Source organism: Streptomyces sp. SAT1 (assembly GCF_001654495.1).
GTDB classification, from domain to species: domain Bacteria; phylum Actinomycetota; class Actinomycetes; order Streptomycetales; family Streptomycetaceae; genus Streptomyces; species Streptomyces andamanensis.
The window spans coordinates 5821635-5847850 of the sequence record NZ_CP015849.1 but is presented as its reverse complement, the minus strand read 5'-3'; the positions used below and the strand labels follow the sequence as shown (position 1 = coordinate 5847850).

Below are 26216 nucleotides of genomic sequence, written 5' to 3'. Positions count from 1 at the left end.
TGGGTGCCCGCCGGTCAGTCGCGGGCGGGCTGCACCGCCTGGTCGACGTCGGCCGCCGTCCGCGCGAAGCGGCCGTCCAGCTCGGAGACCAGGCCGGTCACCTGGCGGGCGATGTCGGGCGCGGTCAGGCCGATCTCCGCCATGACCTCGGCGCGCGAGGCGTGGTCGAGGAAGCGCGGCGGGATGCCGAAGTCGCGCAGCGGCACGTCGACGCCCGCGTCGCGCAGCGCCTGGGCGATCGTGGAGCCGACACCGCCGACGCGGGAGTTGTCCTCGACGGTGACGACCACGCGGTGCCGCTCCGCCAGCGGGGCCATGGCCTCGTCGACGGGCTTGACCCAGCGCGGGTCGACGACCGTCGTGGAGATGCCCTGCTTGTCCAGCAGCGCCGCGATCTCCAGGCACATCGGGGCGAGCGCGCCGACGGAGACGAGCAGCACGTCGGGGGTGGCGGTGCCGGGCTCGCGCAGGACGTCCATGCCGCCCACCCGGCCCACGGCGGGCACGGCGGGGCCGACGGCGCCCTTGGAGAAGCGGACCACGGTGGGCGCGTCGTCGACCGCGACGGCCTCGCGCAGCTGGGCGCGGACCTGGTCGGCGTCGCGCGGGGCGGCCAGCCGGAGGCCGGGCACGACCTGGAGGATCGACATGTCCCACATGCCGTTGTGGGAGGCGCCGTCGGTGCCGGTGACCCCGGCCCGGTCCAGGACGAAGGTGACGCCGCACTTGTGCAGGGCCACGTCCATCAGCACCTGGTCGAAGGCGCGGTTGAGGAAGGTGGCGTAGACCGCGAAGACCGGGTGCACGCCCGCGTGGGCGAGGCCGGCGGCGGAGACCGCGCCGTGCTGCTCGGCGATGCCGACGTCGTAGACCCGGTCGGGGAAGGCCTTGGCGAACTTGTCCAGGCCGACCGGCTGGAGCATGGCCGCCGTGATGGCGACGATGTCCTCGCGCTCCTTGCCGAGCCTGACCATCTCCTCGCCGAAGACGGAGGTCCAGTCGGCGCCGGAGGCGGCGATCGGCAGGCCCGTGTCCGGGTGGATCTTGCCCACGGCGTGGAAGCGGTCGGCCTCGTCCTGGAGGGCGGGCTGGTAGCCGCGGCCCTTCTCGGTGAGGCAGTGCACGATGACCGGGCCGCCGAAGCGCTTGGCGCGCGTCAGCGCGGACTCCAGAGCCTCGATGTCGTGGCCGTCGATCGGGCCGACGTACTTGAGGCCCAGGTCCTCGAACATGCCCTGCGGGGTGATGAAGTCCTTCAGGCCCTTCTTGGCGCCGTGCAGCGTCTCGTACAGCGGGCGGCCGACGACCGGGGTGCGCTCCAGGACCTCGCGGGTGCGGGCGAGGAAGCGCTCGTAGCCGTCGGTGGTGCGCAGGGTGGCCAGGTGGTCGGCGAGGCCGCCGATGGTGGGCGCGTAGGAGCGCTCGTTGTCGTTGACGACGATGACGAGCGGGCGGTCCTTGGCGGCGGCGATGTTGTTCAGCGCCTCCCAGGCCATGCCGCCGGTCAGGGCGCCGTCGCCGATGACGGCGGCGACCTGGCTGTCGCGCCGCAGGATCTGGTTGCCCTTGGCGATGCCGTCGGCCCAGCCGAGCACCGTGGAGGCGTGGCTGTTCTCGATGACGTCGTGCTCGGACTCGGCCTGCGCGGGGTAGCCGGACAGGCCGCCCTTCATCTTCAGCCGGGAGAAGTCCTGACGGCCGGTGAGCAGCTTGTGCACATAGGACTGGTGGCCGGTGTCCCAGAGCACCTTGTCCTTCGGCGAGTGGAAGACCCGGTGCAGGGCGATGGTCAGCTCCACCACACCGAGGTTGGGGCCGAGGTGACCGCCGGTCTTGGACACGGCGTCGACCAGGAAGGTCCGGATCTCCTCCGCCAGCTGGTCCAGCTCCTCCATGCTGAGCCGGTCCAGATCGCGCGGTCCCCTGATGCGGGTCAGCAGCGGCACCCGTGCCTCCTTGCAGTAGAGCTGATCGAGCTGTTGCCGGGCTTGTCGAGTCTAATGTTCCGCTCGGGCGCCCTGCGGCCGGGCGGTGCGTCGTAGGTCACGCGAACGGCTGTACCCCGGCCGGGGCCGTTCCATGGCCGGGGCCGGGCACCGGCTTTCCCGACGCGGCTGTGCCCGGCACCGCAGGGGCGCCGGGCACAGGTGTTCGGGTCGGTCGCGGTCAGGCGCGGCCGGCCGTCTTCTGGGTCTTGCGGGTGACCGAGTCGATGACGACGGTGGCCAGCAGGACCGCCGCGGTGATCATGTACTTCACCGGCTCGGCGATGGACTCCAGCTGGAGGCCGTACTGGATCGAGACGATGACGAGGACACCGAGGAGGGCGTTCCAGGTGCGCCCGCGTCCGCCGAAGAGGGACGTGCCGCCGATGACGGCCGCCGCGATGGCGTTCATCAGCAGGTCACCGGTGCCGGCGCTCTGGTTGGCCGAGGCGATCTTGGAGGCCAGGAAGAGGCCGCCGATCGCGGCGAAGCCGCCCGAGATGCCGAACACGGAGATCCGGATCGCGGTGACGTTGATGCCCGCGCGGCGGGACGCCTCGACGCTGCCGCCGAGCGCGAAGATCTTCCGGCCGAAGGCGGTGCGGCGCAGCAGGAAGTCGGTGCCGATCAGGAACACCAGGAAGATCACCGTGGCCAGCGGCAGCCCCTTGTACTGGTTGTACATGAAGGCGGCGGCGAAGGAGATCACGGCGAGCAGCACGGTGCGCAGGACCGTGTCGCTGAGCGGGCGGGAGGGGATGCCCGCGGCCTCCCGGCGGCGGTTGCCGAGGAAGGAGGTGACGAAGAACACCACGACCACGATCAGGGCCAGCCCGTAGGCGGCGGCCACGTCCGCGAAGAAGTACGTCGTCAGCTTGCCGATCAGGCCGTCGCTGTCGAGGTTGATGGTGCCCTGGGCGCCCAGGATCTTGAGCATGAAGCCGAGCCAGAACAGCAGGCCGGCCAGGGTCACGGCGAAGGCGGGGGCGCCGAGCACCGCGAAGAAGAAGCCGTGGGCCGCGCCGATGGCCGCGCCGGCGGCGACGGCGATGAGCACGGCGGCCCACTCGGGCCAGCCCTGGTTGACCGCGAGGACGGCGGCCAGGGCGCTGCCCGCGCCGCTGACGGAGCCGACCGACAGGTCGATCTCGCCGAGCAGCAGCACGAAGACGATGCCGACGGAGATCATGCCCGTGCCGACCATCGTGACGGTGATGTCGCTCAGGTTCTGCGCGGACAGGAACTGCGAGTTGAGGCTCTGGAAGACGACGCAGATGATGATCAGGCCGAGGACGACCGGGAGCGAGCCCAGTTCACCGGCCTTCATCTTGCGCTTGAACTCGCCGAAGTAGCCGGCCAGTCCCTGCTCGCGCACCAGGAGGCGCGGGTCGACGGCGGTCACCGCCGCGGCCGCGGCCTCGGTGTTCTCTGCGGTCTGCCCGTCCTGCGCGGTGGCGGAGGTCTTGTCGATGCTCACTTGGATACCTCCCCGTTCGCGCGCGCCGCACGGCGGGTCACGGCGTTGTCGGTGGCGCCGGTGATGGCGGAGATGATCTCCTCCTGCGAGGTCGTCCTGACCTCGAAGACGCCGTTGTTGCGGCCCAGGCGAAGGACGGCGACCTTGTCCGCCACGGCCTTCACGTCGGCCATGTTGTGGCTGATCAGGATGACGGCGTGGCCGCGCTCGCGCAGCCGCTCGACGAGGTCGAGCACCTGGGCGGTCTGCTCGACGCCGAGGGCGGCGGTGGGCTCGTCCAGGATGACCAGCTTGGGCTCGCCGAGCATGGAGCGGGCGATGGCCACGACCTGGCGCTGGCCGCCGGAGAGCGAGGCGATCGGGATGCGCACGCTCGGGATGCGGATCGACAGGGTGCGCAGCAGCTCCTGGGAGCGGCGCTCCATCTCGACCTCGTCGAGCACGCCGAACCGTTTCAGTTCGCGGCCCAGGTAGAGGTTGCCGACGACGTCGATGTTGTCGCACAGCGCGAGGTCCTGGTAGACGGTCGCGATGCCGAGGCTCTGGGCGTCGTGCGGCTTGCCGATCTGGACGGGCCTGCCGTCCCACTCGATGACGCCCTCGTCGATGGGGTGGACGCCGGCGATCGTCTTGACCAGCGTGGACTTTCCGGCGCCGTTGTCGCCGACCAGGGCGACCACCTCACCGGCGTGGACCTCAAGCTCTACGTCGGTGAGCGCCTGAACGGCACCGAACCGCTTGGAGACCCCGCGCAACGCCAGCACGGGCGTAGCGGACACGTGAACCATCTCCTTCGCCGCCTGACCCGGCGGGAGGTTGTGCAGAAGTTTGGGGGGAGGGTGTTCCGTCCGGCGCCCCGCGCCGAGCTTGCGGGGCTGAATGGCGCGCGGGGCGCCGGCGGAGCCATGGGGCGGCCGCGGTCCGTGCGGGAGGTCGCTGGCGACTCCCGCTGCGGACCGGTGCGGGCCGCTCGACGGCGGTCCGGTGGGACCGGCGTGTGCGGTCCCGGCCGGGCCGCTTACTTGACGCCGGCCTTGTCGCAGTCGGCCTTGTACTTGCCGGTGCAGATCTGGGCGGCGGTGTAGAAGCCCTCCTTGATGACCGTCTCGTTGACGTTGTCCTTGGTCAGCGAGATGACCGGGACCAGCAGCGCCGGGACGCCCTTGGCGCTGTCGCTGTCGACCTTGGTCTTGGCGATCGAGTCCAGGCTGGTGCCCTTGGCGAGGGCGACCGCCATCTCGGCGGCGACGTTCGCCTCGGTCGGGTAGGACTTGAAGATGCTCATGTTCTGCTCGCCCGCGAGGATGCGCTGCACACCGGCGAGTTCGGCGTCCTGGCCGGTGACCGGGACGCTGATGCCCGCGGCCTTCAGGGCGGTGATGGCGCCGCCGGCCATGCCGTCGTTGGCGGAGTAGACGCCCGCGATGTTCTTGGCGCCGATCGCGGAGATCGCCGCCTCCATCTCGGAGTTGGCGTTGTCCGGCGACCACTCCTTGGTGTCGTACTCCTTGGCGATGGTCACCTTGCCGTCGAGGGCGGAGTGGGCGCCCTTCTTGAACTGGGCGGCGTTCGGGTCGGTCACCGAGCCGTTGATCATGACGATCTTGCTCGCCTTGGTGGCCTTGCTGCCCATGGCCTTCAGCAGCGCCTCGCCCTGCGCCTTGCCGACCTCTTCGTTGTCGAAGGTGGTGAAGGCGTCGATCGGGCCCTCGGCCAGGCGGTCGTAGGCGACGACCTTGATGCCCTGGTCCTCGGCCTTCTGGATGGAGTTCTTGATGGCCTTGGCGTCCACCGCGTCCACGATGAGCACGTCCACCTTGTTGGTGATCATCGTGTCGACCTGCTGGCTCTGCAGGTTGGCGTTCTGCTGGGCGTTGTTGTAGAAGACCTTGCCCTTGTTGTTCGTCAGCTCCGCGACCTTCTTCTCGATCAGGGGCTTGTCGAACTGCTCGTAACGAGCGGTCTTGTTCTCCGGCAGCAGCAGGCCGACCTTGATGTCGTCGCCCTTCTTGGCCGCGGGGGCGGACGACGAGGTGTCCTTGTCCTTGGACTCCTTGGCACTGCCACAGGCGGCGAGCGAGACGGCCATGGCACCAGCGGCAACGGCGAAGGCCGCACGACGCATACGCGTGTTCACTTCCTCAAACCTCCCTGACGAGGCCGCGTCGTTGCGGCCGAGGTGGCTGGAAGTCAACTCGGCCGCACGTGCGGCGTCAAGAAGTAAATCCTTAACGAGATGGCAACGGTGCCATACGTTCTCTAAGTGAAGGCAGGGGTCGCCGCGGTCAGGGTTCCGTCCAAAAGGGTCGAATCCCCCATCTCGCTGAGCGCCAGCGCGAGGGCGCCCAGCACCTCCGCACGGCCGCCGAGTGCCCCGGGGAGCACGGACAGTTGACGGGCGGCGCTGGGGATGGCGTAGCGGCCCACGGACTCCCGGATGGGGCCGAGGACCAACTCGCCCGCCTCCGCGAGATCACCGCCGAGGACCACCCGGCTCGGGTTGAGCAGGTTGCAGAGATTGGCCACCCCGCTGCCGATGTGCCGGCCGACGTCGGCGATCACCCGGCGGCAGCCCGGGTCCCCGTCCCGGGCCAGCCGCACCACGCCCTCCATGGTCAGCTCGGTGCCGTGGCTCGGCTGGAGCAGCGGCAGCACGTAGCGGGCGGCGGTGAAGGTCTCCAGGCAGCCGCGGTTGCCGCAGCGGCAGACCGGTCCCGCCTCGTCGAGCGTGATGTGCCCGATCTCGCCTGCGGTGCCGCCGGGGCCGCGGTAGATCTTGCCGTTGATCACCAGGCCGGCGCCCACACCGCTGGCGATCTTGATGTACGCCAGGTCGCGCACCCCGCGCCCGCTGCCCCAGACCAGCTCGCCGAGGGCACCGAGGTTGGCGTCGTTGTCCACGTGCACGGGGACGCCGAGGCGCCCGCGCAGCTCCTCGGCGGGCTTGATGCCGCCCCAGCCCGGCAGGATCGCGGTGGAGCCCAGCGTGCCGGACTCCACGTCGATCGGTCCGGGCACGCCGAGGCCCACCCCGGCGATCTTGGCGCGGTCCACCCCGGTCGCCGTGATCAGCCGGCTGACCAGCTCCTCGGCCCGGTCGAAGCCCTCGCTGGAGGAGGCGTCCACGTCCAGCGGCTCGGACTCCTCGGCGAGCACCTGGTGGGCCAGGTTCCCGATCGCGACCCGCAAATGGGTGTGCCCGAAGTCGACCCCTATGACAATCCCGGCGTCCCCGCTCAGGGACACGCTGCGGGCCCGGCGCCCGCCCGCCGACGTGGGGGTGACCTGGACCGTCCCCCCGTCCTTCAGCTCCCGCACGATGTTGGAGACCGTCGCCGCGGACAGACCCGTGGTCCGCGCGATCTCCGCCTGGGTGAGGGATCCGGCAAGACGCACGGCACGTACGACCCGCTCCAGGTTGGCTCGGTGCAGCGACGACTGCGACCCTGGAGTCTCCACGACGACCTCCTGAGCGCGGGGCCGCTTCGGCGAGGCCCCGTCCATGTCCAACAAGTGAACTCTAAGATGAGCCGTTCGGGTCGCCTCCCGTCAAGAGGTTGAACCGTTTCAAGGGCCACGGAGAATGACACTGGCATGCACAGGACAGCACGTCAGGGCACCGGAAACCGTCTCGCGGGCATGCAGAGGACCGCCCCCGGCATATCGCCGGGGGCGGTCCTTGAGCGGCGGGGCCTCGCGCCCCCCGAAGCTATTTCAGCGCACCCGCGGTGAGCCCCTGCACCACCTGTCGCTGGAAGATGATGTACGCCGCCAGCACCGGCAGCATCGCCATCACCAGACCCGCGAAAAGACCCGACCAGTCACCCTTGTAACCCTGGCTGACGGCCAGCTGGACCAGACCCTGGGTGAGGACGCGTTTGTCCGGGTCGGTGTTCAGCACGGTCGGCAGGATGTACTGGTTCCACTGCCCCAGGAAATTGAAGATCCCGACGCTGATCAGGCCGGGCTTCGCCATCGGCAGCATGATCTGGAAGAACGTCCGGGTGTGCGAGGCACCGTCCACGAAGGCGGCCTCCGCCACCGAACTGGGCAGCGACCGGAAGAACGCCGTCAGGAAGAACACCGTGAAGGGCAGCGAATAGGCGATATAGACCAGGATCAGCCCGTGGATGGTGTTCAGCAGCCCCATGTTGTTCACGACGTAGAACAGCGGGACCAGCGCCAGAATGACGGGAAAACTCATGCCGGCGATGAACAGGTAATAGATGAACCGGTTGCCCGGGAATTCGAAGCGGGCCAGTACGTAGGCCGCCATCGAGCCGAGCACCAGCGTGCCCACGAGCGAGCCGCCGACCACCAGGACGGTGTTCAGGAAGTAGTCGCTCATATGGGCGTCGTTCCACGCCCGGGACCAGTTGTCGAAGTGCAGCTTGTCGGGCAGCGCCCAGGGCGAGCTGAAGATGGCCCCGTCGGACTTGAAGGAGGTCATCACCGCCCACACCAGCGGCAGCACGACCATGATCGCCCAGATGATCAGGACCCCGTGCGAGAAGACGTTGAGGATCCCGCCCTCCTTCTTCTGGCGGGGCTCCTTCTTCGCGCCGGGGGTGCCGGTCTTGGTGACGGCGACGCCGGACTCGGCCGGCACGGGGGCGGGGGTCTCGGTGGTTTCCATGCTCAGAACTCCAGCCGCTCGCGCCGGCCCAGCTTCATCACGAGGGCCGAGAAGGCCAGCGTGACGACGAGCAGGGCGACGCCGATCGTGGTGGCGTAGGCGGCCTGACCGTCACGGAACGCCTTCTGGTACACGTACAGGACCATGACGGTGGTCGAGTAGTCGGGGCCGCCGGGGCCGGTCGTCATGATCTGCACGACGGCGAACGACTCCGCGCCGAGCGCGAGGATGCCCATGTAGACCCAGCCGGACTGCACGGTGTCCCACAGCAGCGGCAGGGTGATGCGGAAGAAGGTGGTGAAGCGGCTCGCGCCGTCCAGCAGCGCCGCCTCGTACAGGTCCGCCGGGATGGAGGCCATCGCCGCCGAGAAGAGCACCACGAAGAAGCCGGTGGTCGACCAGACGAGCACGGCCATGACGCACCACAGGGCCAGGTTCGGGTCGCCCAGCCACAGCGGCTGGAGGCTGCCGAGCCCGATCCCGCGCAGCAGGGAGTTGATCGCCCCGCTGTCCGGGTTGTAGGCGAAGGCGAAGAGCAGGGCGACGATGGCGATCGACAGCACCTGCGGGAAGAAGTAGACGATCTTGTAGAAGGAGGAGCCGCGGACGCCGCTGATCGCCGGTCCGCCCCTTCTGCGCCGCCCGCCGACATTGATCATGAAGGAGAAGAACAGCGCCAGCCCGATCGTCACCACCGGCAGTACCAGGGCGAACACCAGGCTGTGCTGCAACGACTTCCAGAAGATCTCGTCGTCGAACATCCGCTTGTAGTTGTCGACGCCGACCATCTTGAAGTCGGGACTCAGGCCCGTCCAGTCCGTGAACGAGTAGTAGATGGACTGGATGAACGGCCAGACGACGAAGAGCGCGTACAGCCCCAGGGGTACCACCAGGAACCCCACGATGAACCGGTACTTGCCGTGCTGCATTGCTAGCGACCCCGATCTGAAGGGCGGGCGGTGCCGCCAGGGTCCGTCCGGCGGCCTGACCGACCGCCGGACGGACCCTGATGACGAGCCCTCACTGGTGCTTGTAGTGCTTGATCGACGTGTCCTTGGCGGCCTCGTCGGCGAAGCCCTGGATCTTCTTGATGGTCTCCGCCGGGGTGGCACGGCCGGCCATCATCTCGCCGAGACCGGACACACCGATCTTCTCCTTCTGGAGCTGCACGTACCAGTCCTGCATGCGCGGGTTCACCACATTGGTGCCCGCCTTCTCCAGCGCCGCCACACCCGACTTCAGACCGGGGGTCAGGTCGATGCCGGTGGTGCCGCCGTTGTACGCGGTCAGCGACTTCACCTTGGCGGTGAAGTTCTTGGAGGACGCCTCGCTGAGCATGATGCGCAGCTGCTCCATGCCGCCCTCGGTGTTCGCGGCCTTGGCCGGGACGATGAAGGGCTCGCCGCCGGAGGCCCAGATCGTGCCGAACGGCATCTTGTCGGAGCTGTCGAGGCCGGTGGGCGCGGAGACGGCGAGGTCGAAGTCCTTGGGGATGACGTTCGCGGACTCGTTCTCCACCCAGGAGCCGTTCGGGATGAACAGCGCGTTGCCCTTGGCCCACGCGGTCTGCGACTGGATGTGGTCGAGACCGGGGGTGCCCTTGAGGATGAAGCCCTTCTTGTACAGCTCGTAGTACGCCTCGAAACAGGCCTTGACGGCCGGGTGCTTCCAGGCGTTCGGCTCCAGGTTGTCGATGGCGTCCAGGACCTCGCGGCCGCCGACCTTGCCGATCATCGGGTAGAGCGAGAACGGCAGGTAGTACGGGTACTTGCCCGCGTAGGTCCAGCCGGCCATGCCCTTGGCCTTGGCCTTGGTGCAGACCTTGATCATCTCGTCCCAGGTCTCCGGGTACTTCTCGTCCAGCGCGTCCAGCGCCTTCTGGGAGTACCAGACACCGTAGACGGTGTAGGCGTAGTAGAAGATCCAGACCGGCTTGCCGTCGAACTGGCCCATCTCGACGATGCCCGGCCGCAGCGTGTCACGGACCTTCTTGCTCGGGTCGTCGTAGGACGGCGCGTCCAGCAGCGGGGTGAGGTCCGCCAGCTGGTTCTTGCCGACCAGCACACCCATGTCCATCTGCTCGGCGCCGGAGTTGTCGATGAGGTCCGGCGGGTTGCCCTGGTTGAACCGGGGCTGGAGCGTGGACTGGATCTTCTGGGTGGTGGTGAACTTCACCTTCGCCTTCGGGAAGTTCTTCTGGTAGATCCCGGTCGCGTCCTTGGCGTACTCCGAGCCGAAGCCGCCGTCGAACAGGACGAATTCCATCTGCGCGGTGTCGTTGACACCGAGCGGATTCTTCGCCGTCTTCTTGCCCGCCTTGGCCTTGTCCTGGCCGTCGCCACCGCCGCTGGCGCAGGCGGACAGGAAGCTCATCGCGGGCACGGACGCGAGTCCGAGGGCCGCGGACCTCTTGATGAGGGAACGGCGGCCGACGCCCCCGTGGTTCTCGGCGGAAGTGGATCCCATGCGCAAGTCCTCGCCTTCTCCAGGACTCAGGCGGTGAACCGGATCCTCCCCGGCACCGCGGTAGGCCAAGCTGGGTCATGCAAAAAGTACTTCGTTGCGTCATCCACCGGGAGCGCTGGGAAAACAAGGAGGCCGACGCGTTTCGCACGTCAAACCACCTTTCCGGCTCCCCCCGGCGGCCGCGGCCGAGCAGTCGAACGGCTTCGCGGACGCCGACAGGTATAGTCCACTTCAGGCGGACGGAGCAAGATCGAACGCAAGGTTCACTGTCGGTCTTTTCCGAGTTGAGACCTCACGGAAATATGAACCCCCTGTGGGGGTCCTTGACGGAAATATCCGGGACTTCACGCCCGAATGCCGCACCCAACACCCTTGACATCCCTGGCCACTTGACTCCCTACTGGTGCTTGCGCCGAATTTGACAACGTTGTCCGGCGCCAGAAGAACCAGGGAGGGTGCCCTCATATGCAGCGCAGAGTACGGCACAGATGGGGTCCGGCGGTCGTGGTCACGGCCGCCTTCGCCTTGGCCGCGGGTTCCCAGGGGGCGGCGGTGGCCCTGCCGGGCAAGGCCCCGGCGGCGGACCGGGAGTTCACGTCCTCGTTCGAGTCCGGCGACCCGGCACCGGACTGGCTGAACACGGTCGACACCGGGCGGGACGGCGGCAAGCGCGCCTCGGGCGTGGACGGCGGCTACAGCACCGGTATCCCGGGCAATGTGGACGACCATGTCACCGGGTTGCGGGCCAGCGCCGAGAACAGCGGCTCGGGCGAGGTGAAGGAGAACCTGGTCGACAGCGAGCCGGGCACCAAATGGCTCGCGTTCGAATCCACCGGCTGGGTGGAGTTCGACCTCGACAAACCCATAAAAATCACTCGATACGCTCTCACGTCCGCCAATGACTACGGCGAGCGCGACCCGAAGGACTGGACGCTCCAGGGCTCCGCCGACGGCAAGGACTGGAAGACCGTCGACAGCCGCTCCGGGGAATCCTTCGCCCAGCGGCTCCAGACGAAGACCTACGACCTCGCCGCGCCGGCCGAGTACCAGCACTTCCGGCTCGACATCAGCAAGAACAACGGCGCCTCGGGCATACTCCAGCTCGCCGATGTGCAGTTCTCCACCGGCGACGACGGCGGGTCCACCCCGCCGGACATGCTGTCACTGGTCGACCGCGGCCCCAGCGGCTCGCCGACCGCGAAGGCCGGCGCCGGCTACACCGGCACCCGGGCCCTGCGCTACGCCGGCCGGCACACCGCCAAGGGCCGCGCCTACTCGTACAACAAGATCTTCGACGTGAACGTCAAGGTCACTCGGGACACCCAGTTGTCCTACCGCCTCTTCCCGTCGATGGCCGACGGCGACCGCGACTACGACGCCACGAACGTCTCCGTCGACCTCGCCTTCACCGACGGCACCTATCTGAGCCGTCTTGGCGCCACCGACCAGCACGGCTTCGGACTGAGCCCGCAGGCGCAGGGCGCCGCCAAGACGCTCTACGTCAACCAGTGGAACAACGTCTCCTCGCGGATCGGGTCGGTCGCGGCCGGCAAGACCGTCGACCGCGTCCTGCTCGCCTACGACTCCCCCACCGGCCCGGCGAAGTTCCGCGGCTGGCTGGACGACGTGTCGATCGGGCAGGCCGCGCCGGAGCGCCCCAAGGCGCACCTGGCCGACTACGCGCTGACCACCCGCGGCACCAACTCCAGCGGCAGCTTCTCGCGCGGCAACAACTTCCCCGCGACCGCCGTGCCGCACGGCTTCAACTTCTGGACCCCGGTCACCAACGCGGGTTCGCAGAGCTGGCTGTACGAATACGCACGTGCGAACAACAGCGACAACCTGCCCACCATCCAGGCGTTCGCCGCCAGCCACGAGCCCAGCCCGTGGATGGGCGACCGGCAGACCTTCCAGGTGATGCCGTCGGCCGCGTCCGGCACCCCGGACACCGGCCGGGCCGCCCGCGCGCTGCCCTTCCGGCACGAGAAGGAGACCGCGCACCCCTACTACTACGGCGTCACCTTCGAGAACGGCGTCAAGGCCGAGATGGCCCCGACCGACCACGCGGCGGCGCTGCGCTTCACCTACCCCGGTGACGACGCCAGCGTCCTGTTCGACAACGTCACCGACCAGGCCGGCCTGACCCTGGACAAGGAGCACGGTGTCGTCACCGGCTTCTCGGACGTGAAGTCCGGGCTGTCCACCGGCGCCACCCGGCTCTTCGTCTACGGCGTCTTCGACAAGCCCGTCAAGGACGGCGCGTCCTCCGGCGTCAAGGGCTACCTCCGCTTCGACGCGGGCAGGAGCCGCAGCGTCACACTGCGCCTGGCCACCTCGCTGATCAGCGTCGACCAGGCCAAGGACAACCTGCGCCAGGAGATCCCGGCGGGCACCTCCTTCGGCACGGTCGAGCACCGCGCCCAGCGCACCTGGGACAAGCTGCTCGGCAAGGTCGAGGTCCAGGGCGCCACCCCGGACCAGCTGACCACGCTGTACTCCAGCATGTACCGGCTGTACCTGTACCCGAACTCGGGCTTCGAGAAGGTCGGCGGCAAGGACCGCTACGCCTCCCCGTTCTCGGCGATGACCGGCGAGGACACGCCGACGCGGACCGGCGCGAAGATCGTCGACGGCAAGGTGTACGTCAACAACGGCTTCTGGGACACCTACCGCACCACCTGGCCCGCGTACTCGCTGCTGACGCCCTCGCAGGCCGGTGAGATGGTCGACGGGTTCGTGCAGGGCTACAAGGACGGCGGCTGGACCTCCCGCTGGTCCTCACCCGGCTACGCCGACCTGATGACGGGCACCTCCTCGGACGTGGCGTTCGCCGACGCGTACGTCAAGGGCGTCCCCATGGACGCGAAGGCGGCGTACGACGCGGCCGTCAAGAACGCCACCGTGGTGCCCCCGTCCTCCGGGGTGGGCCGCAAGGGCATGAGCACCTCGCCCTTCCTCGGCTACACCAGCACCGCCACCGGTGAGGGCCTGTCCTGGGCCATGGAGGGCTACGTCAACGACTACGGCATCGCCAAGATGGGCGAGGCCCTCTACAGGAAGACCGGGCAGAAGCACTACCAGGACGAGGCGCAGTACTTCCTCAACCGCGCCCAGGACTACGTGAAGATGTTCGACCCGAAGGCCGGCTTCTTCCAGGGCAAGGACGCCAAGGGCAACTGGCGCGTCGACTCCGCGAAGTACGACCCGCGCGTGTGGGGCTACGACTACACGGAGACGGACGGCTGGGGCTACGCCTTCACCGCCCCGCAGGACAGCCGGGGCCTGGCCAACCTGTACGGCGGCCAGAAGGGCCTGGCGGACAAGCTCGACACGTACTTCGCCACCCCGGAGACGGCCACCTCCGAGTTCGCCGGATCCTACGGCGGGATCATCCACGAGATGACCGAGGCGCGGGACGTGCGGATGGGCCAGTACGGCCACTCCAACCAGGTCGCCCACCACGTCACGTACATGTACGACGCGGCCGGGCAGCCCTGGAAGGCGCAGGAGAAGATCCGCGAGGTCCTCTCCCGGCTGTACGTGGGCAGTGAGATCGGCCAGGGCTACCACGGCGACGAGGACAACGGCGAGCAGTCGGCCTGGTACCTCTTCTCCTCGCTCGGCTTCTACCCGCTGGTCATGGGCAGCGGCGAGTACGCGATAGGCAGCCCGCTGTTCACCAAGGCGACCGTGCACCTGGAGAACGGCCACGACCTGGTCGTCAAGGCGCCGCGCAACAGCGCCCGGAACATCTATGTGCAGGGCGTCCGGTTCAACGGCAAGAAGTGGGACTCGACGAACCTGCCGCACTCGCTGCTGTCCAAGGGCGGGGTCCTGGAGTTCGACATGGGCCCGCGGCCCTCGAAGTGGGGCACCGGCAAGAACGCGGCGCCGGTGTCGATCACGACCGGCGACAAGGCGCCCGCCCCGCGCGCGGACGTGCTCAAGGGCGAGGGCGCGCTGTTCGACGACACCTCGGCCACGGACGCCACGGTGACCTCGGTGGACCTGCCGGTGACCGGCGCCGCCAAGGCCGTCCAGTACACGCTGACCTCGTCGGGCGACCGCACGAAGGCGCCGAAGGGCTGGACGCTCCAGGCGTCGGCGGACGGCACGCACTTCAGAACGCTGGACCGGCGCTCGGGCGAGTCCTTCGCCTGGGACAAGCAGACCCGGCCGTTCACCATAGCCTCGCCGGGCACGTACCAGAAGTACCGGCTGGTGCTCGACGGTTCCGCGACGCTGGCGGAGGTGGAGCTGCTGGCCTGACGCGCACCCGGTGCGCGGCACAGCACAAGGGGCGGGTCCCGGCGGGCCCGCCCCTTCGTGCTGCCGCCGTGCGGCTCAGCCGGTCACTTCACCGCGAGGGCGAAGACGTGCAGGTCGGTGTCGGACGGCAGCTTCACCGAGCGGATCCGCTTGCCCGCCGGGGCCGTGAAGGGCCGGGTGGCGAACACATAGGTGGCCACCGGGTCCTTGTCGGCGCCCGCGACATTGCGGTACGCGGTCTTCGCGACCACCGTGTTGCCGTACTGGACGGTGCCGCCGCCCCCGCCGACGGTCCAGTCGGTGAAGGCGAGGTCGGTCTCGGCCGTGGTGCCGTCGGTGTAGGTGACGGTGGCCTTGGCCTGCTGGTTGCCGTTGACCGCGCTGCCCACGAAGGACAGGGCGGACGCGGGCGCGTCCAGGGTGATGCTCTGGCCGGCCGCGGAGACGTTGTCGGGGCGGCCGTCGGGCGAGCCGGGCCAGGTGAAGGCGAGGCCGTCCGCGGTGCCCCGGCCGCCGGCGGTGAGACCGGCCGCGGCGAGGGCCTGGCGGGAGTAGCTCCAGCCGCCGCCGTCGTAGTCGGCCTCGTCGTGGTCGCCGGTGTCGTCGGAGACCCCGGTGTTGTCGCGGGCGGCGAGCAGGGTGCCGGGGGCCGCGACGGTGAGGGCCACGGGCTGCTCGTAGGACTGCTCGCCGGAGGTCACCGTGACACGCGCGTCGTAGTAGCCCTGCGCGGTGTCCTTCCCGGCGGTGAGGGTGATCTTCTGCGCGCCGCCGGTGACGGTGCCCTCGGCGGGGCTCGCCGTGACACCGGCCGGGGTGCTGACGCGGAAGTGCGCCTCGGGTCCCCGGCCGCCGTTCAGCGCCAGGGCGCGGACGGTGACCTCGGCGCTCTCACCGGGGGCGAGCGTCGCCGTGGTCGGGCCCACGCCGATCTGGTACGGCTGCTCGCCCTGCCGGAAGGACGGCGGCGCGGCGGACGGGGCGCTGCCCCAGGCGCGGTTCGGGGTCGAGGAGAGGGTGTAGTCCAGGCGTCCGCCGTCGCGGACGAAGGAGGCGGGCAGCCACGGCCGGTCGCTGGTGCGGCCGTTGACCTTCAGGGACTGCACGTAGGGCGATCCGGCCGCCGCTCCCCGGGCGCGCACGGAGATGTCGTTGCCCTGCGGGCGGTGGATCTCGGCGCGCTCGAACAGCGGGGAGGCGAGGACCAGTTCGGAGCGGGAGGGCACCTGCGGGTACATGCCGAGCGCGGAGAAGACGTACCAGGCGGACATGGCGCCCAGGTCGTCGTTGCCGGGGATGCCGCCGGGCTCGGTGGTCCACAGCTGCCGCATGGCGGCGCGGACGGTCTCCTGCGCCTTGTAGGGGGCGCCCGCGTAGTCGTAGAGGTAGGGGACGTTGATGGACGGCTCGTTGTCCATGGCTGCCTTGTCGCCGCCCTGGCCGGTGAAGGCCCAGCCGCCGTCGGCCGTGTGGAAGAAGGCGTCGAGGCGGTCGAGGGCCGCGTCCCGGCCGCCCATGGCCGCGAACAGCCCGGCCGGATCGTGCTGGACCATCCAGGTGTACTGGGCGGCCGTGCCCTCGACGAAGCCGTTGCCGGTGTCCGGGGTGAAGCCGGTCACCCAGCTGCCGTCCGCCTTGCGGTTGGCGATGTAGCCGCCGGCGGGGGTGGCGGCGACGTTGAAGTTGTTCTGCCACCACTGGGCGCGGCCGGCGAAGGCGTCCGCTGTCCTCTTCTGCCCGGCCGCCGCGGCGAGCTGGGAGAGGGAGAAGTCCGCCGTGGACATCTCCAGGGTCTCGGCGGCGCCGCCCCAGGCGTTGGAGACGGACGGCATGTAGTGCAGCTTGAGGTACTTGTCCAAGGAGGGCCGCTGACCGGCGGAGAGCACCGGCTTGCCGGCCGGCGAGAGGTCCTGCTCCGTCGGTACGGTGGCCGCCTTCACCAGGGAGGCCAGCGCGCCCCTGAGGTCGAAGTCGGTGCCGCCGAAGGCGCGGATGCCGGCCAGCGCGGTGGGCGAGGGGTCGCCGTTCATGACGTGGGTGCCGCTCGCGCCGTGCAGCCAGCGGTCCCACACGCCGCCGTTCTGCCGGGACAGCTCGTACAGCGACTGGGCGATGTCGGAGCCGGTGCGCGGGCTGAGCAGGGTGAGCAGCTGCACCTGGTCGCGGTAGACGTCCCAGCCGGAGAAGGTGCCGTACTGCGCCTGGTGGCCGCGGGCGACGGTGTGCACCTTGTCGTCCGGGCCCCGGTAGCGGCGGTCGGTGTCGCTGATGACGTTGGGGTGCAGCAGGGCGTGGTAGAGCGCGGTGTAGAAGGTGGTGCGCTCGTCGGTGGTGCCGCCGCCGACCTGGATCGCGCCCAGCCGTTCGCGCCAGGCGCGGCGGGCCGCGTCGCGGACGGCGTCGAAGGAGCGGCGGGGCGGGTTCTCGGCGGCGAGGTTGGCCGCCGCGCCCGCCTGGCTGACGTAGGAGATGCCGACCTTGACGCCGACCGGGCCGGTGCCGGGCGCGAACTCGACGTAGCCGCCGGCGCCCTTGCCGGCCACCGGCCGTCCGCCGTGCGAGAAGCCGCCGGTGCCGCCGGTGGCCTTGGTGGCGCCGGGGGTCAGCTTGTCGTCCTGCCAGGTGCCGGTGGCGGTGAAGGGCCGGTCGAAGCGGGCGGTGAAGTGGAGGGTGTAGTAGGCGCGCTGGCCCTCCGGGTCGAGGTAGCCGCAGAAGTTGCCGGAGGTGACCGAGCCGGACACGGTGCGGGTGGCCGGGTCGATGGTGACCGAGGAGTCGGTGGAGCCCAGCTCGGAGTTGGCGGTGCGGATCAGGAGCGAGGCGGGCTTGTCCGCGGGGTAGGTGAAGCGCGCCGAGCCGGTGCGGGCGGTCGCGGCGAGGTCGGCGGTGACCCCGGAGGCGAGGCCGACCTTGTAGTGGCCCGGTTCGGCCTGCTCGTCGCGGTGCTGGAAGTCGGCGGCGTAGACGGCGTCCTTGGTGTCGCTCGCCGGTGAGGTGGTGACCTTCCCGGCGTACGGGAAGAACGGGATGTCACCGCTGCCGCCCGCGCAGCCGGTGCCGGACATGTGGGTGAGGCTGAAGCCGCGGATGCGGGTGGCGTCGTAGTGGTAGCCGCCGGGGGCGGTGGTGCGGGTGGCGTCGCCGCGGGTGTTCTCCGGGCTGAAGGAGAACATGCCGAAGGGGGTGACGGCGCCCGGGAAGGTGTCGCCGCCGTTCTTGGTGCCGATCAGCGGATCGACGTACGGCGTCGGGTCCTTCACCAGGGCGGGCCCGGATCTGCCGGGCGCGGTGGTCGCCGCGAAGGCGGGCGTGGCGCCGCCGACCGCGAGTACCGCGGCCAGCAGCAGGGACATGGGACGGAAACGCATGACGCGGCCCCTCCTCCTTCAGGACGGGTCGCGCACCACGGAGCACACAAGCCGCAGGGACAGTAGCGCGCGCCGGTGGTACAGCGGAAGACCGCGCGCTCCACCGGCGTGTGCCGCGCCCCCTGGTGGACGGCGGTCGGCCAAGGTGCTTGACATCGTTGTCCGTTACGGCGGTACAGTCATGTACAGACCAGTCAGACAACGTTGTCGCATCACGGCACCACAAGCCAGCACTGCCCCGGACCGGCGTCCTCCCCCGGCGCCCGCCCGGCTGCTCGCGGACCCGGCGGGCACGCTCCCCCGGCCGCCGCGCCCCGCACGCGCGAGGGCCGCACCCCCTTCGCCGGGGGTGCGGCCCGAGTGCGCCCGTGCGCCTGCCGGTTACTTGCGGATCAGGCTGCGCAGCACGTACTGCATGATGCCGCCGTTGCGGTAGTAGTCCGCCTCGCCGGGGGTGTCGATGCGGACGACCGCGTCGAACTCGACACCGGTGTCGGTGGTGACCTTCACCGTGCGCGGGGTGGTGCCGTTGTTCAGCTCCTCGACACCGGTGAAGGAGAAGGTCTCCTCGCCGGTCAGGCCGAGGGACTCGGCGGTGCGGCCCTCGGGGAACTGGAGCGGCAGGACGCCCATGCCGATGAGGTTGGAGCGGTGGATGCGCTCGTAGGACTCGGCGATGACGGCCTTGACGCCGAGCAGCGCGGTGCCCTTGGCGGCCCAGTCGCGGGACGAGCCGGAGCCGTACTCCTTGCCCGCGAGGACGACCAGCGGGATGCCCTGGTCGATGTAGTTGCGGGAGGCGTCGTAGATGAAGGAGACCGGCGCGCCCTCCTGGGTGAAGTCGCGCGTGTAGCCGCCCTCGGTGCCCGGCGCGATCTGGTTGCGCAGGCGGATGTTGGCGAACGTGCCGCGGATCATGACCTCGTGGTTGCCCCGGCGCGAGCCGTAGGAGTTGAAGTCACGACGCTCCACACCGTGCTCGGTGAGGTACTTGCCGGCCGGGGTGTCGGCCTTGATGGCGCCGGCCGGGGAGATGTGGTCGGTGGTGACCGAGTCGCCCAGCTTGGCCAGCACCCGGGCGCCGGAGATGTCGGAGACCGGGGTGGTCTCCATCGTCATGCCCTCGAAGTACGGGGGCTTGCGGACGTAGGTCGACTCGGCGTCCCACTCGAAGGTGTTGCCGGTCGGGATCGGCAGCGCCTGCCACTGCGCGTCGCCGGCGAAGACGTCCTGGTAGGACTTGTTGAACATGTCCTCGCCGATGGCGTTGGCCACGACGTCGTTGACCTCGGCCTCGGAGGGCCAGACGTCCTTCAGGTAGACCGGGTTGCCGTCCTGGTCGGTGCCGAGGGCGTCCTTGGTGATGTCCACCTTCATGGAGCCCGCCAGGGCGTACGCGACGACCAGCGGCGGGGACGCCAGGTAGTTCATCTTGACGTCGGGGTTGATCCGGCCCTCGAAGTTGCGGTTGCCGGACAGCACCGAGGTGACGGCCAGGTCGTGCTCGTTGACCGCCCGGGAGACCTCCTCCGGCAGCGGGCCGGAGTTGCCGATGCAGGTGGTGCAGCCGTAGCCGACCAGGTTGAAGCCGACCTTGTCGAGGTACGGGGTCAGGCCCGCCTTGTCGAAGTAGTCGGTGACGACCTTGGACCCGGGGGCGAGGGTGGTCTTGACCCACGGCTTGCGGGTCAGGCCCTTCTCGACCGCCTTCTTGGCCACCAGGGCGGCGGCGACCATGACGTACGGGTTGGAGGTGTTGGTGCAGGAGGTGATGGCCGCGACCGTCACCGCACCGTGGTCCAGCGTGTAGGTCGTGCCGTCGGGGGCGGTGACCGGGACCGGGTTGGACGGCGCGCCGTTCGGGGTGACGGCCGGGGAGTCGGAGGCCGGGAAGGACTCCTTGCCCGCCTCGTCCACGACGTCCACGTAGTTGAGGACGTCCGACTTGAACTGCTGGGCGGCGTTGGCCAGGACGATGCGGTCCTGCGGGCGCTTGGGACCGGCGATGGACGGGACCACCGTGGAGAGGTCCAGCTCCAGCTTCTCGGAGAAGTCCGGCTCGGCCTTCGGGTCCAGCCAGAGGCCCTGCTCCTTGGCGTACGCCTCGACCAGCGCGACCTGCTGGTCGCTGCGGCCGGTCAGCCGCAGGTACTTCAGGGTCTCGTCGTCGATCGGGAAGATCGCGGCGGTGGAGCCGAACTCCGGCGACATGTTGCCGATGGTGGCGCGGTTGGCCAGGGAGGTGGCGGCCACGCCCTCGCCGTAGAACTCGACGAACTTGCCGACCACGCCGTGCTTGCGCAGCATCTCGGTGATGGTCAGCACCAGGTCGGTGGCGGTGGTGCCGGCCGGGAGCTCGCCGGTCAGCTTGAAGCCGACGACGCGCGGGATCAGCATGGAGACCGGCTGGCCGAGCATGGCGGCCTCGGCCTCGATGCCGCCGACGCCCCAGCCGAGGACGCCGAGGCCGTTGACCATGGTGGTGTGCGAGTCGGTGCCGACCAGGGTGTCGGGGTAGGCCCTGCCGTCGCGGACCATGACGACGCGGGCCAGCTTCTCGATGTTGACCTGGTGGACGATGCCGGTGCCCGGCGGGACGACCTTGAACTCGTCGAAGGCGGTCTGGCCCCAGCGCAGGAACTGGTAGCGCTCGCGGTTGCGGCCGTACTCCAGCTCGACGTTCTGCTGGAAGGCGTCGTTGGTGCCGAACTTGTCGGCGATGACGGAGTGGTCGATGACCAGCTCGGCCGGGGCCAGCGGGTTGATCTTCGCCGGGTCGCCGCCCAGCTCCTTCACGGCCTCGCGCATGGTCGCGAGGTCCACGACGCACGGGACACCGGTGAAGTCCTGCATGATCACACGGGCCGGCGTGAACTGGATCTCCTGCGACGGCTGGGCCTGGGAGTCCCAGGTGCCGAGGGCGCGGATGTGGTCGGCGGTGATGTTCGCGCCGTCCTCGGTGCGGAGCAGGTTCTCCAGCAGCACCTTCAGGCTGTAAGGCAGTCGGGCCGAGCCCTCGACCTTGTCAAGCCGGAAGATCTCGTACGACTCGTCGCCCACCTGCAGCGTGCTGCGGGCGTCGAAGCTGTTCGCCGACACGACAGTCTCCTTCATTGATGTGCGCGTACCACCACGATCCTGCCGCCACGCCAACTCGGCCAGTCCGCTAAGGTAGACCTAAGTTAGGTAGCCCTTACCCAGGTGACGGCGGTGGTGCTCCTCGGCAGATATCTCGATGTCGAGATAACTCTAGTACATGAGACCCGGAAGGTCATGCGCGCCCCGCGCCACAGGCCCGCTCCGGAGTCCGGACACGCCCCGACGCGCCCCGGCCCGCCCGCCGCGCGACCGCGCCGAAATCCGGCGACACACCCACCACAACAGCGGATGTCGTACGACATCGGGCGATTTGCCGGGTCCGTTCGAGTGACGTGGAACCCTTGTGAGCAGGGCGGACTGACGGCACATCACCCGAACGGACCCCCCGAGAGGTGCCATCTCATATCTGAGATAACCTCAACCCCATGGCAGACGACTACCTCGTACGCATCGGCAAGCTCATCCGCGACGCCCGGCAGCACCGCGGCTGGACGCAGGCGCAGCTCGCCGAGGCGCTCGGCACCAGCCAGAGCGCCGTCAATCGCATCGAGCGCGGCAATCAGAACATCAGCCTTGAGATGATCGCCCGGATCGGCGAAGCGCTCGACAGTGAGATCGTCTCGCTCGGCTACGCGGGCCCGATGCATCTGCGGGTGGTCGGCGGCCGCCGGCTGTCCGGCGCCATCGACGTGAAGACCAGCAAGAACGCGTGCGTGGCGCTGCTGTGCGCCTCGCTGCTCAACAAGGGTCGCACGGTGCTGCGCCGGGTGGCCCGGATCGAGGAGGTCTACCGCCTCCTGGAGGTGCTGGGCTCCATCGGCGTGCGCACCCGCTGGATCAACGACGGCACCGACCTGGAGATCGTGCCGCCGGCCGACCTCGACCTGGGCACCATCGACGCCGAGGCCGCCGTCCGCACCCGCTCCATCATCATGTTCCTCGGTCCGCTGCTGCACCGCCTGGACCGCTTCAAGCTGCCCTACGCGGGCGGCTGCGACCTCGGTACGCGCACCATCGAGCCGCACATGATCGCGCTGCGCCGGTTCGGTCTGGACGTGGCCGCGACGGAGGGGCAGTACCACGCCGTGGTCGACCGCTCCGTCCGCCCGGACCGGCCGATCGTGCTGACCGAGCGCGGGGACACGGTGACCGAGAACGCGCTGCTGGCCGCCGCCCGGCACGACGGCGTGACCGTCATCCGCAACGCCTCCTCCAACTACATGGTCCAGGACCTGTGCTTCTTCCTGGAGGCGCTGGGCGTGCGGGTGGAGGGCATCGGCACCACCACGCTCACCGTGCACGGCGTGCCCGTCATCGACGTCGACGTCGACTACTCCCCCTCCGAGGACCCGGTGGAGGCGATGAGCCTGGTGGCCGCCGCCGTCGTCACGGAGTCCGAACTGACGGTCCGCCGCGTCCCGATCGAGTTCCTGGAGATCGAACTGGCGGTCCTGGAGGAGATGGGCCTCGACCACGACCGCACGCCCGAGTACGTCGCGGACAACGGCCGCACCCGCCTGGTGGACCTCACCGTCCGGCCCTCCAAGCTGGAGGCGCCGATCGACAAGATCCACCCCATGCCGTTCCCCGGCCTGAACATCGACAACGTGCCCTTCTTCGCCGCCATCGCGGCCACCGCCCAGGGCAAGACCCTCATCCACGACTGGGTCTACGACAACCGCGCCATCTATCTGACGGACCTCAACCGCCTCGGCGGCCGCCTCCAGCTCCTCGACCCGCACCGCGTCCTGGTCGAGGGCCCCACCCGCTGGCGCGCCGCCGAGATGATGTGCCCGCCGGCCCTGCGCCCCGCCGTCGTCGTCCTCCTCGCCATGATGGCCGCCGAGGGCACGTCCGTGCTGCGCAACGTGTACGTCATCAACCGCGGTTACGAGGATCTCGCGGAGCGGCTGAACTCGATCGGGGCGCAGATCGAGATCTTCCGGGACATCTGATCGGCGGATACCGCCGCACCTCGTCCGACCTGCTGCTCGGCGGGTCGGGGAGGGGTGCGGCGGCATCTGTGGGACGCCTCCGGGACTCTGGGCGCGCGAGGCGCCGTGCGGCGCGGGGCCGCGCCCGAGGCGACGGTCCTCGGCCCCGGCGGAAGCGCGCTCTGCGACGATGACCCCATGGACGAGGAAGTCACTCCCATTCTCCGCGTCGAGGACGCCGCGGCGGCGGTCGCCTGGTACGAGCGGCTGGGCTTCGCCCAACAGTCCGAACACCGCTTCGAACCGGGGTTCCCCGCGTTCGTCGAGGTCGCCCGGGGCCGCATGCGGCTGTTCCTGTCCGAGCACGAGGGCGATGCCCGGCCCGACACGTTGGTCTACCTCCGTGTTCGTGATGTCGAGGCCGTCGCCGCCGAGTTCGGTGTGCGGGTGGACGATGCTCCGTGGGCGCGTGAGATCGAGCTGCGCGACCCCGACGGCAACCGGCTGCGGATCGGCACGCCGAGGGAATGACCGCCGCCGTCGGCGCGCGGCACGGAAGCCGTGTCGGCGGCTGGGCGCGTACGCGTCCACGGGGTCCGTGGCGACGGGGGGGCGGCGCCTGCCGCGGATCGTGCGCCGACGAGGCGTCAGCTCAGGAGCTCGTGGGCCATCTCGATCATCGCGCGGGCCGCGGTGCCGGGGCGGTGGGCGCTCGGGACGGCCAGGGAGAGGGGCCAGTCGAGGTCGGCGTCGCGGACGGTGAGGACGGCGACGCCCTCGGCGGCGCCGAGGGAGAAGCGGGGCAGGAGGGCCACGCCCAGGCCGTGGCGTACGTAGTCGGCACCGGTGGCGATGTCGGTGTTCTCGACGGTGACGCGGCGGGGCACGGAGGCGGCGGCGAAGGCGCGGTCGGCCACGGTGCGGTTGCCGTAGCCCAACGGGGAGTCCACGAAGTCGAGTCCGGTCAGCTCGGCGATGGAGACACTGCCCCGGCCGGCCAGCGGATGGCCGGCCGGGACCACGAGGTCGAGCACCGAACTGGTGAGGTGCGTCAGCGAGATGCCGTCCGGACAGGGGCCGGGCAGGGAGACGAAGGCCAGGTCGAGACGGCGGTCGAGGAGGGCCTCGACCAGGCCCTGGGAGCCGGTGGGCACGGCGCTGGTCCGGAGCAGCACGCCGGGGTGGCGGCGGTGGAACTCGCCGAGCAGCGCGGGGAGGTCGAGCAGCCGGACCGAGGTCAGGGTGCCCAGGCGCAGGGTGCCGCGCAGCCCGCCGCGGACCTCGGCGACCGCGTCGGCGGCCTCCTGGGCGGCGTGCAGCGCGGCGCGTGCGCGCGGGAGCAGCGCGGCACCGGCGTCGGTGAGCAGCACCCGCTTGGAGTTGCGGTCCAGCAGGGGTGCGCCCAGCTCGCGTTCGAGGCTCTTGATCGTGCTGGAGACCGCGGACTGGACGATGTGCAGCCGGGCGGCGGCGCGGGTGAAGTTCGCCTCGTCGGCCACGGCGACGAAGCAGGCGAGCTGGCGCAGTTCCATGGCTCGATCATCTCATCCAGAGATGGTCACGGTCTCCAGCTTTCGTTGGACGAGATGATCGCCGCGGACCGATGCTGTGGGATGTCCGACCCTCCCCGCTCGCCCCAGGTCTGGAGCACTCCCCCATGGCGCAGTCGATCTCCGCGGCACCCGAACACCGGGCCGCGTCCGTGTCCGGCGGCACGAAGGGCGGCTCCCGGCGCCATGGTGCCGGGTTCTCGCTCATCGCGTTCGTGTTCCTGACGGCGATGGCCTTCTCCACCGTCCCCACCCCCCTGTACCCGCTGTACATGGCGAAGGACGGCTTCTCCACGTTCATGGTCACCGTCGTCTTCGCCGCCTACGCGGTGGGCGTCGTGATCAGCCTGGTCCTGGCGGGGCACATATCCGACTGGGTCGGCCGCAAGAAGGTGCTCGTGGCCGCGATCGGCCTGGAGCTGATCGCCGCCGTGCTCTTCATGACGAGCACCTCGCTGCCCGTCCTGCTGACCGCCCGGGTCGTCACCGGTCTCGGCGTCGGCATGGTCACCGCCACGGCGACGGCCCATCTGCACGACCTGCACGCCGCGCACCGGCCCGGGGCCTCCAGCCAGCGCTTCGAACTGGTGTCTACCGCGGCCAACATCGGCGGCCTGGGCGTCGGTCCGCTCGTCTCGGGCCTCCTGGCCCAGTGGGCCGGCGGTCCGCTGCGCACCCCGTACCTGGTGTTCGCCGCACTGCTGCTGGTGAGCATCGCCGCCGTGGCGCTGGCGCCCGAGACGGTCGAGGAGCAGCTCGTCAGGCCCGCCTACCGGCCCCAGCGGATCTCGGTCGACGGCGACCGCGCCCGGTACGCCGCGGCCGCGGCCGCCGGGTTCGCGTCCTTCGCTGTCCTCGGGCTCTTCACCTCCGTGGCCCCGGGCTTCGTCGCCGGTTCCCTGCACCACCCCTCGCGGGCGCTGGCCGGGCTGATCGTGTTCGCCGTCTACGGCGCCTCGGCCACCGCGCAGAGCCTCACCGCCGGGCTGAGCACCGCCGCCCGGCGCGGACTCGGGCTGCTCGCCCAGGCGGCCGGCGCGGTCACGCTCGTCGTCGGCACGCACACCGCCGACCTGGCCACCTTCCTCGTGGGCGGCGTCGTCGCCGGGACCGGCGCGGGCGTGCTGTTCAAGGCGTCCCTCGGCACGGTCGCCGCGCTGGCCACGCCCGCCAAGCGCAGCGAGGCCCTCGCCGGGCTGTTCCTGATCTCCTACCTCGGTCTGGCCGTGCCCGTCGTCGCCGTCGGCGTGGCCTCGCGCTCCTTGCCCATGCCGGACGTGCTGACCTGGTTCACCGCCGTGCTGCTGGTCCTCCTCGGCGCGGTCGCCGTCCTGTCCCGGCGCCGCCCGGCCGCCGCCGTCTGAGGCGGTACGGCCCGCTTCTGTGCCGCCCGCTTCTGTACGGTGGCCCCGACGCTCCCCGATCATCCGCC

15 protein-coding genes are annotated in these 26216 nt (G+C 70.0%); 4 read left to right on the top strand and 11 right to left on the bottom strand.

Annotated elements, in window-relative coordinates:
• Nucleotides 1-14: 14 nt before the first annotated feature.
• From dxs to ngcE, 8 genes are all read right to left on the bottom strand, one after another.
• A complete protein-coding gene (gene dxs, locus A8713_RS25080; protein ID WP_018564433.1) occupies nt 15-1946 on the bottom strand; it encodes a 1-deoxy-D-xylulose-5-phosphate synthase in 1932 nt (643 codons plus the stop codon).
• A gap of 220 nt (nt 1947-2166) precedes the next feature.
• Entirely contained in the window at nt 2167-3462 is a 1296-nt protein-coding gene (locus A8713_RS25075; protein WP_064535814.1) for a sugar ABC transporter permease, read from the bottom strand.
• On the bottom strand, nt 3459-4250 hold the full coding sequence (locus A8713_RS25070; RefSeq protein ID WP_064535813.1) for an ATP-binding cassette domain-containing protein: 792 nt from the start codon (nt 4248-4250) through the stop codon (nt 3459-3461). Before A8713_RS25070 ends, A8713_RS25075 begins: the two co-directional genes overlap by 4 nt.
• 230 nt (nt 4251-4480) lie before the next feature.
• Nucleotides 4481-5587 (bottom strand): sugar ABC transporter substrate-binding protein, encoded by a 1107-nt coding sequence (locus A8713_RS25065; protein WP_064535812.1) that lies wholly within the window; start codon nt 5585-5587, stop codon nt 4481-4483.
• Nucleotides 5588-5721: 134 nt separating this feature from the next.
• The gene (locus A8713_RS25060) at nt 5722-6921 is read right to left on the bottom strand and encodes an ROK family transcriptional regulator (protein ID WP_064535811.1); all 1200 of its coding nucleotides are present in this window, start codon (nt 6919-6921) and stop codon (nt 5722-5724) included.
• 250 nt (nt 6922-7171) lie between these two features.
• Nucleotides 7172-8098, bottom strand: a complete 927-nt coding sequence (locus A8713_RS25055) for a carbohydrate ABC transporter permease (RefSeq protein WP_064535810.1) — start codon at nt 8096-8098, stop codon at nt 7172-7174.
• Between the two features lie 2 nt (nt 8099-8100).
• Nucleotides 8101-9027, bottom strand: a complete 927-nt coding sequence (locus A8713_RS25050; RefSeq protein ID WP_064535809.1) for a carbohydrate ABC transporter permease — start codon at nt 9025-9027, stop codon at nt 8101-8103.
• A gap of 91 nt (nt 9028-9118) precedes the next feature.
• Nucleotides 9119-10564, bottom strand: a complete 1446-nt coding sequence (gene ngcE / locus A8713_RS25045; RefSeq protein WP_064535808.1) for an N-acetylglucosamine/diacetylchitobiose ABC transporter substrate-binding protein — start codon at nt 10562-10564, stop codon at nt 9119-9121.
• A 465-nt stretch (nt 10565-11029) separates the two neighbouring features.
• Between ngcE and A8713_RS25040 the strand changes: the two genes are divergently transcribed.
• A complete protein-coding gene (locus A8713_RS25040) occupies nt 11030-14833 on the top strand; it encodes a GH92 family glycosyl hydrolase (RefSeq protein ID WP_173860902.1) in 3804 nt (1267 codons plus the stop codon).
• An 83-nt stretch (nt 14834-14916) separates the two neighbouring features.
• On the opposite strand, the gene A8713_RS25035 is transcribed toward A8713_RS25040, so the two are convergent.
• Both A8713_RS25035 and acnA read right to left on the bottom strand, forming a co-directional pair.
• Nucleotides 14917-18201, bottom strand: coding sequence for a GH92 family glycosyl hydrolase (locus tag A8713_RS25035; RefSeq protein WP_064535807.1), 3285 nt, complete (start codon nt 18199-18201; stop codon nt 14917-14919).
• Between the two features lie 381 nt (nt 18202-18582).
• Nucleotides 18583-21300: an aconitate hydratase AcnA gene (acnA, locus tag A8713_RS25030; protein WP_064535806.1), complete on the bottom strand. Its 2718-nt coding sequence runs from the start codon at nt 21298-21300 to the stop codon at nt 18583-18585.
• 425 nt (nt 21301-21725) lie between these two features.
• Here acnA and A8713_RS25025 point away from each other — a divergent pair, with 425 nt between their 5' ends.
• Together A8713_RS25025 and A8713_RS25020 are read left to right on the top strand one after the other, a co-directional pair.
• Entirely contained in the window at nt 21726-23255 is a 1530-nt protein-coding gene (locus A8713_RS25025) for a helix-turn-helix domain-containing protein (protein ID WP_018564444.1), read from the top strand.
• A gap of 177 nt (nt 23256-23432) precedes the next feature.
• Complete coding sequence (locus A8713_RS25020) at nt 23433-23765, top strand: glyoxalase superfamily protein (RefSeq protein WP_064537703.1); 333 nt, start codon at nt 23433-23435, stop codon at nt 23763-23765.
• 116 nt (nt 23766-23881) lie between these two features.
• Here the strand turns inward: A8713_RS25020 and A8713_RS25015 are convergent, their stop codons facing one another.
• Nucleotides 23882-24766, bottom strand: coding sequence for a LysR family transcriptional regulator (locus tag A8713_RS25015; RefSeq protein WP_064535805.1), 885 nt, complete (start codon nt 24764-24766; stop codon nt 23882-23884).
• A gap of 125 nt (nt 24767-24891) precedes the next feature.
• On the opposite strand from A8713_RS25015, the gene A8713_RS25010 reads away from it, so the two are divergent.
• Nucleotides 24892-26148 (top strand): MFS transporter, encoded by a 1257-nt coding sequence (locus A8713_RS25010; RefSeq protein ID WP_064535804.1) that lies wholly within the window; start codon nt 24892-24894, stop codon nt 26146-26148.
• The last annotated feature ends 68 nt before the right edge of the window (nt 26149-26216 follow it).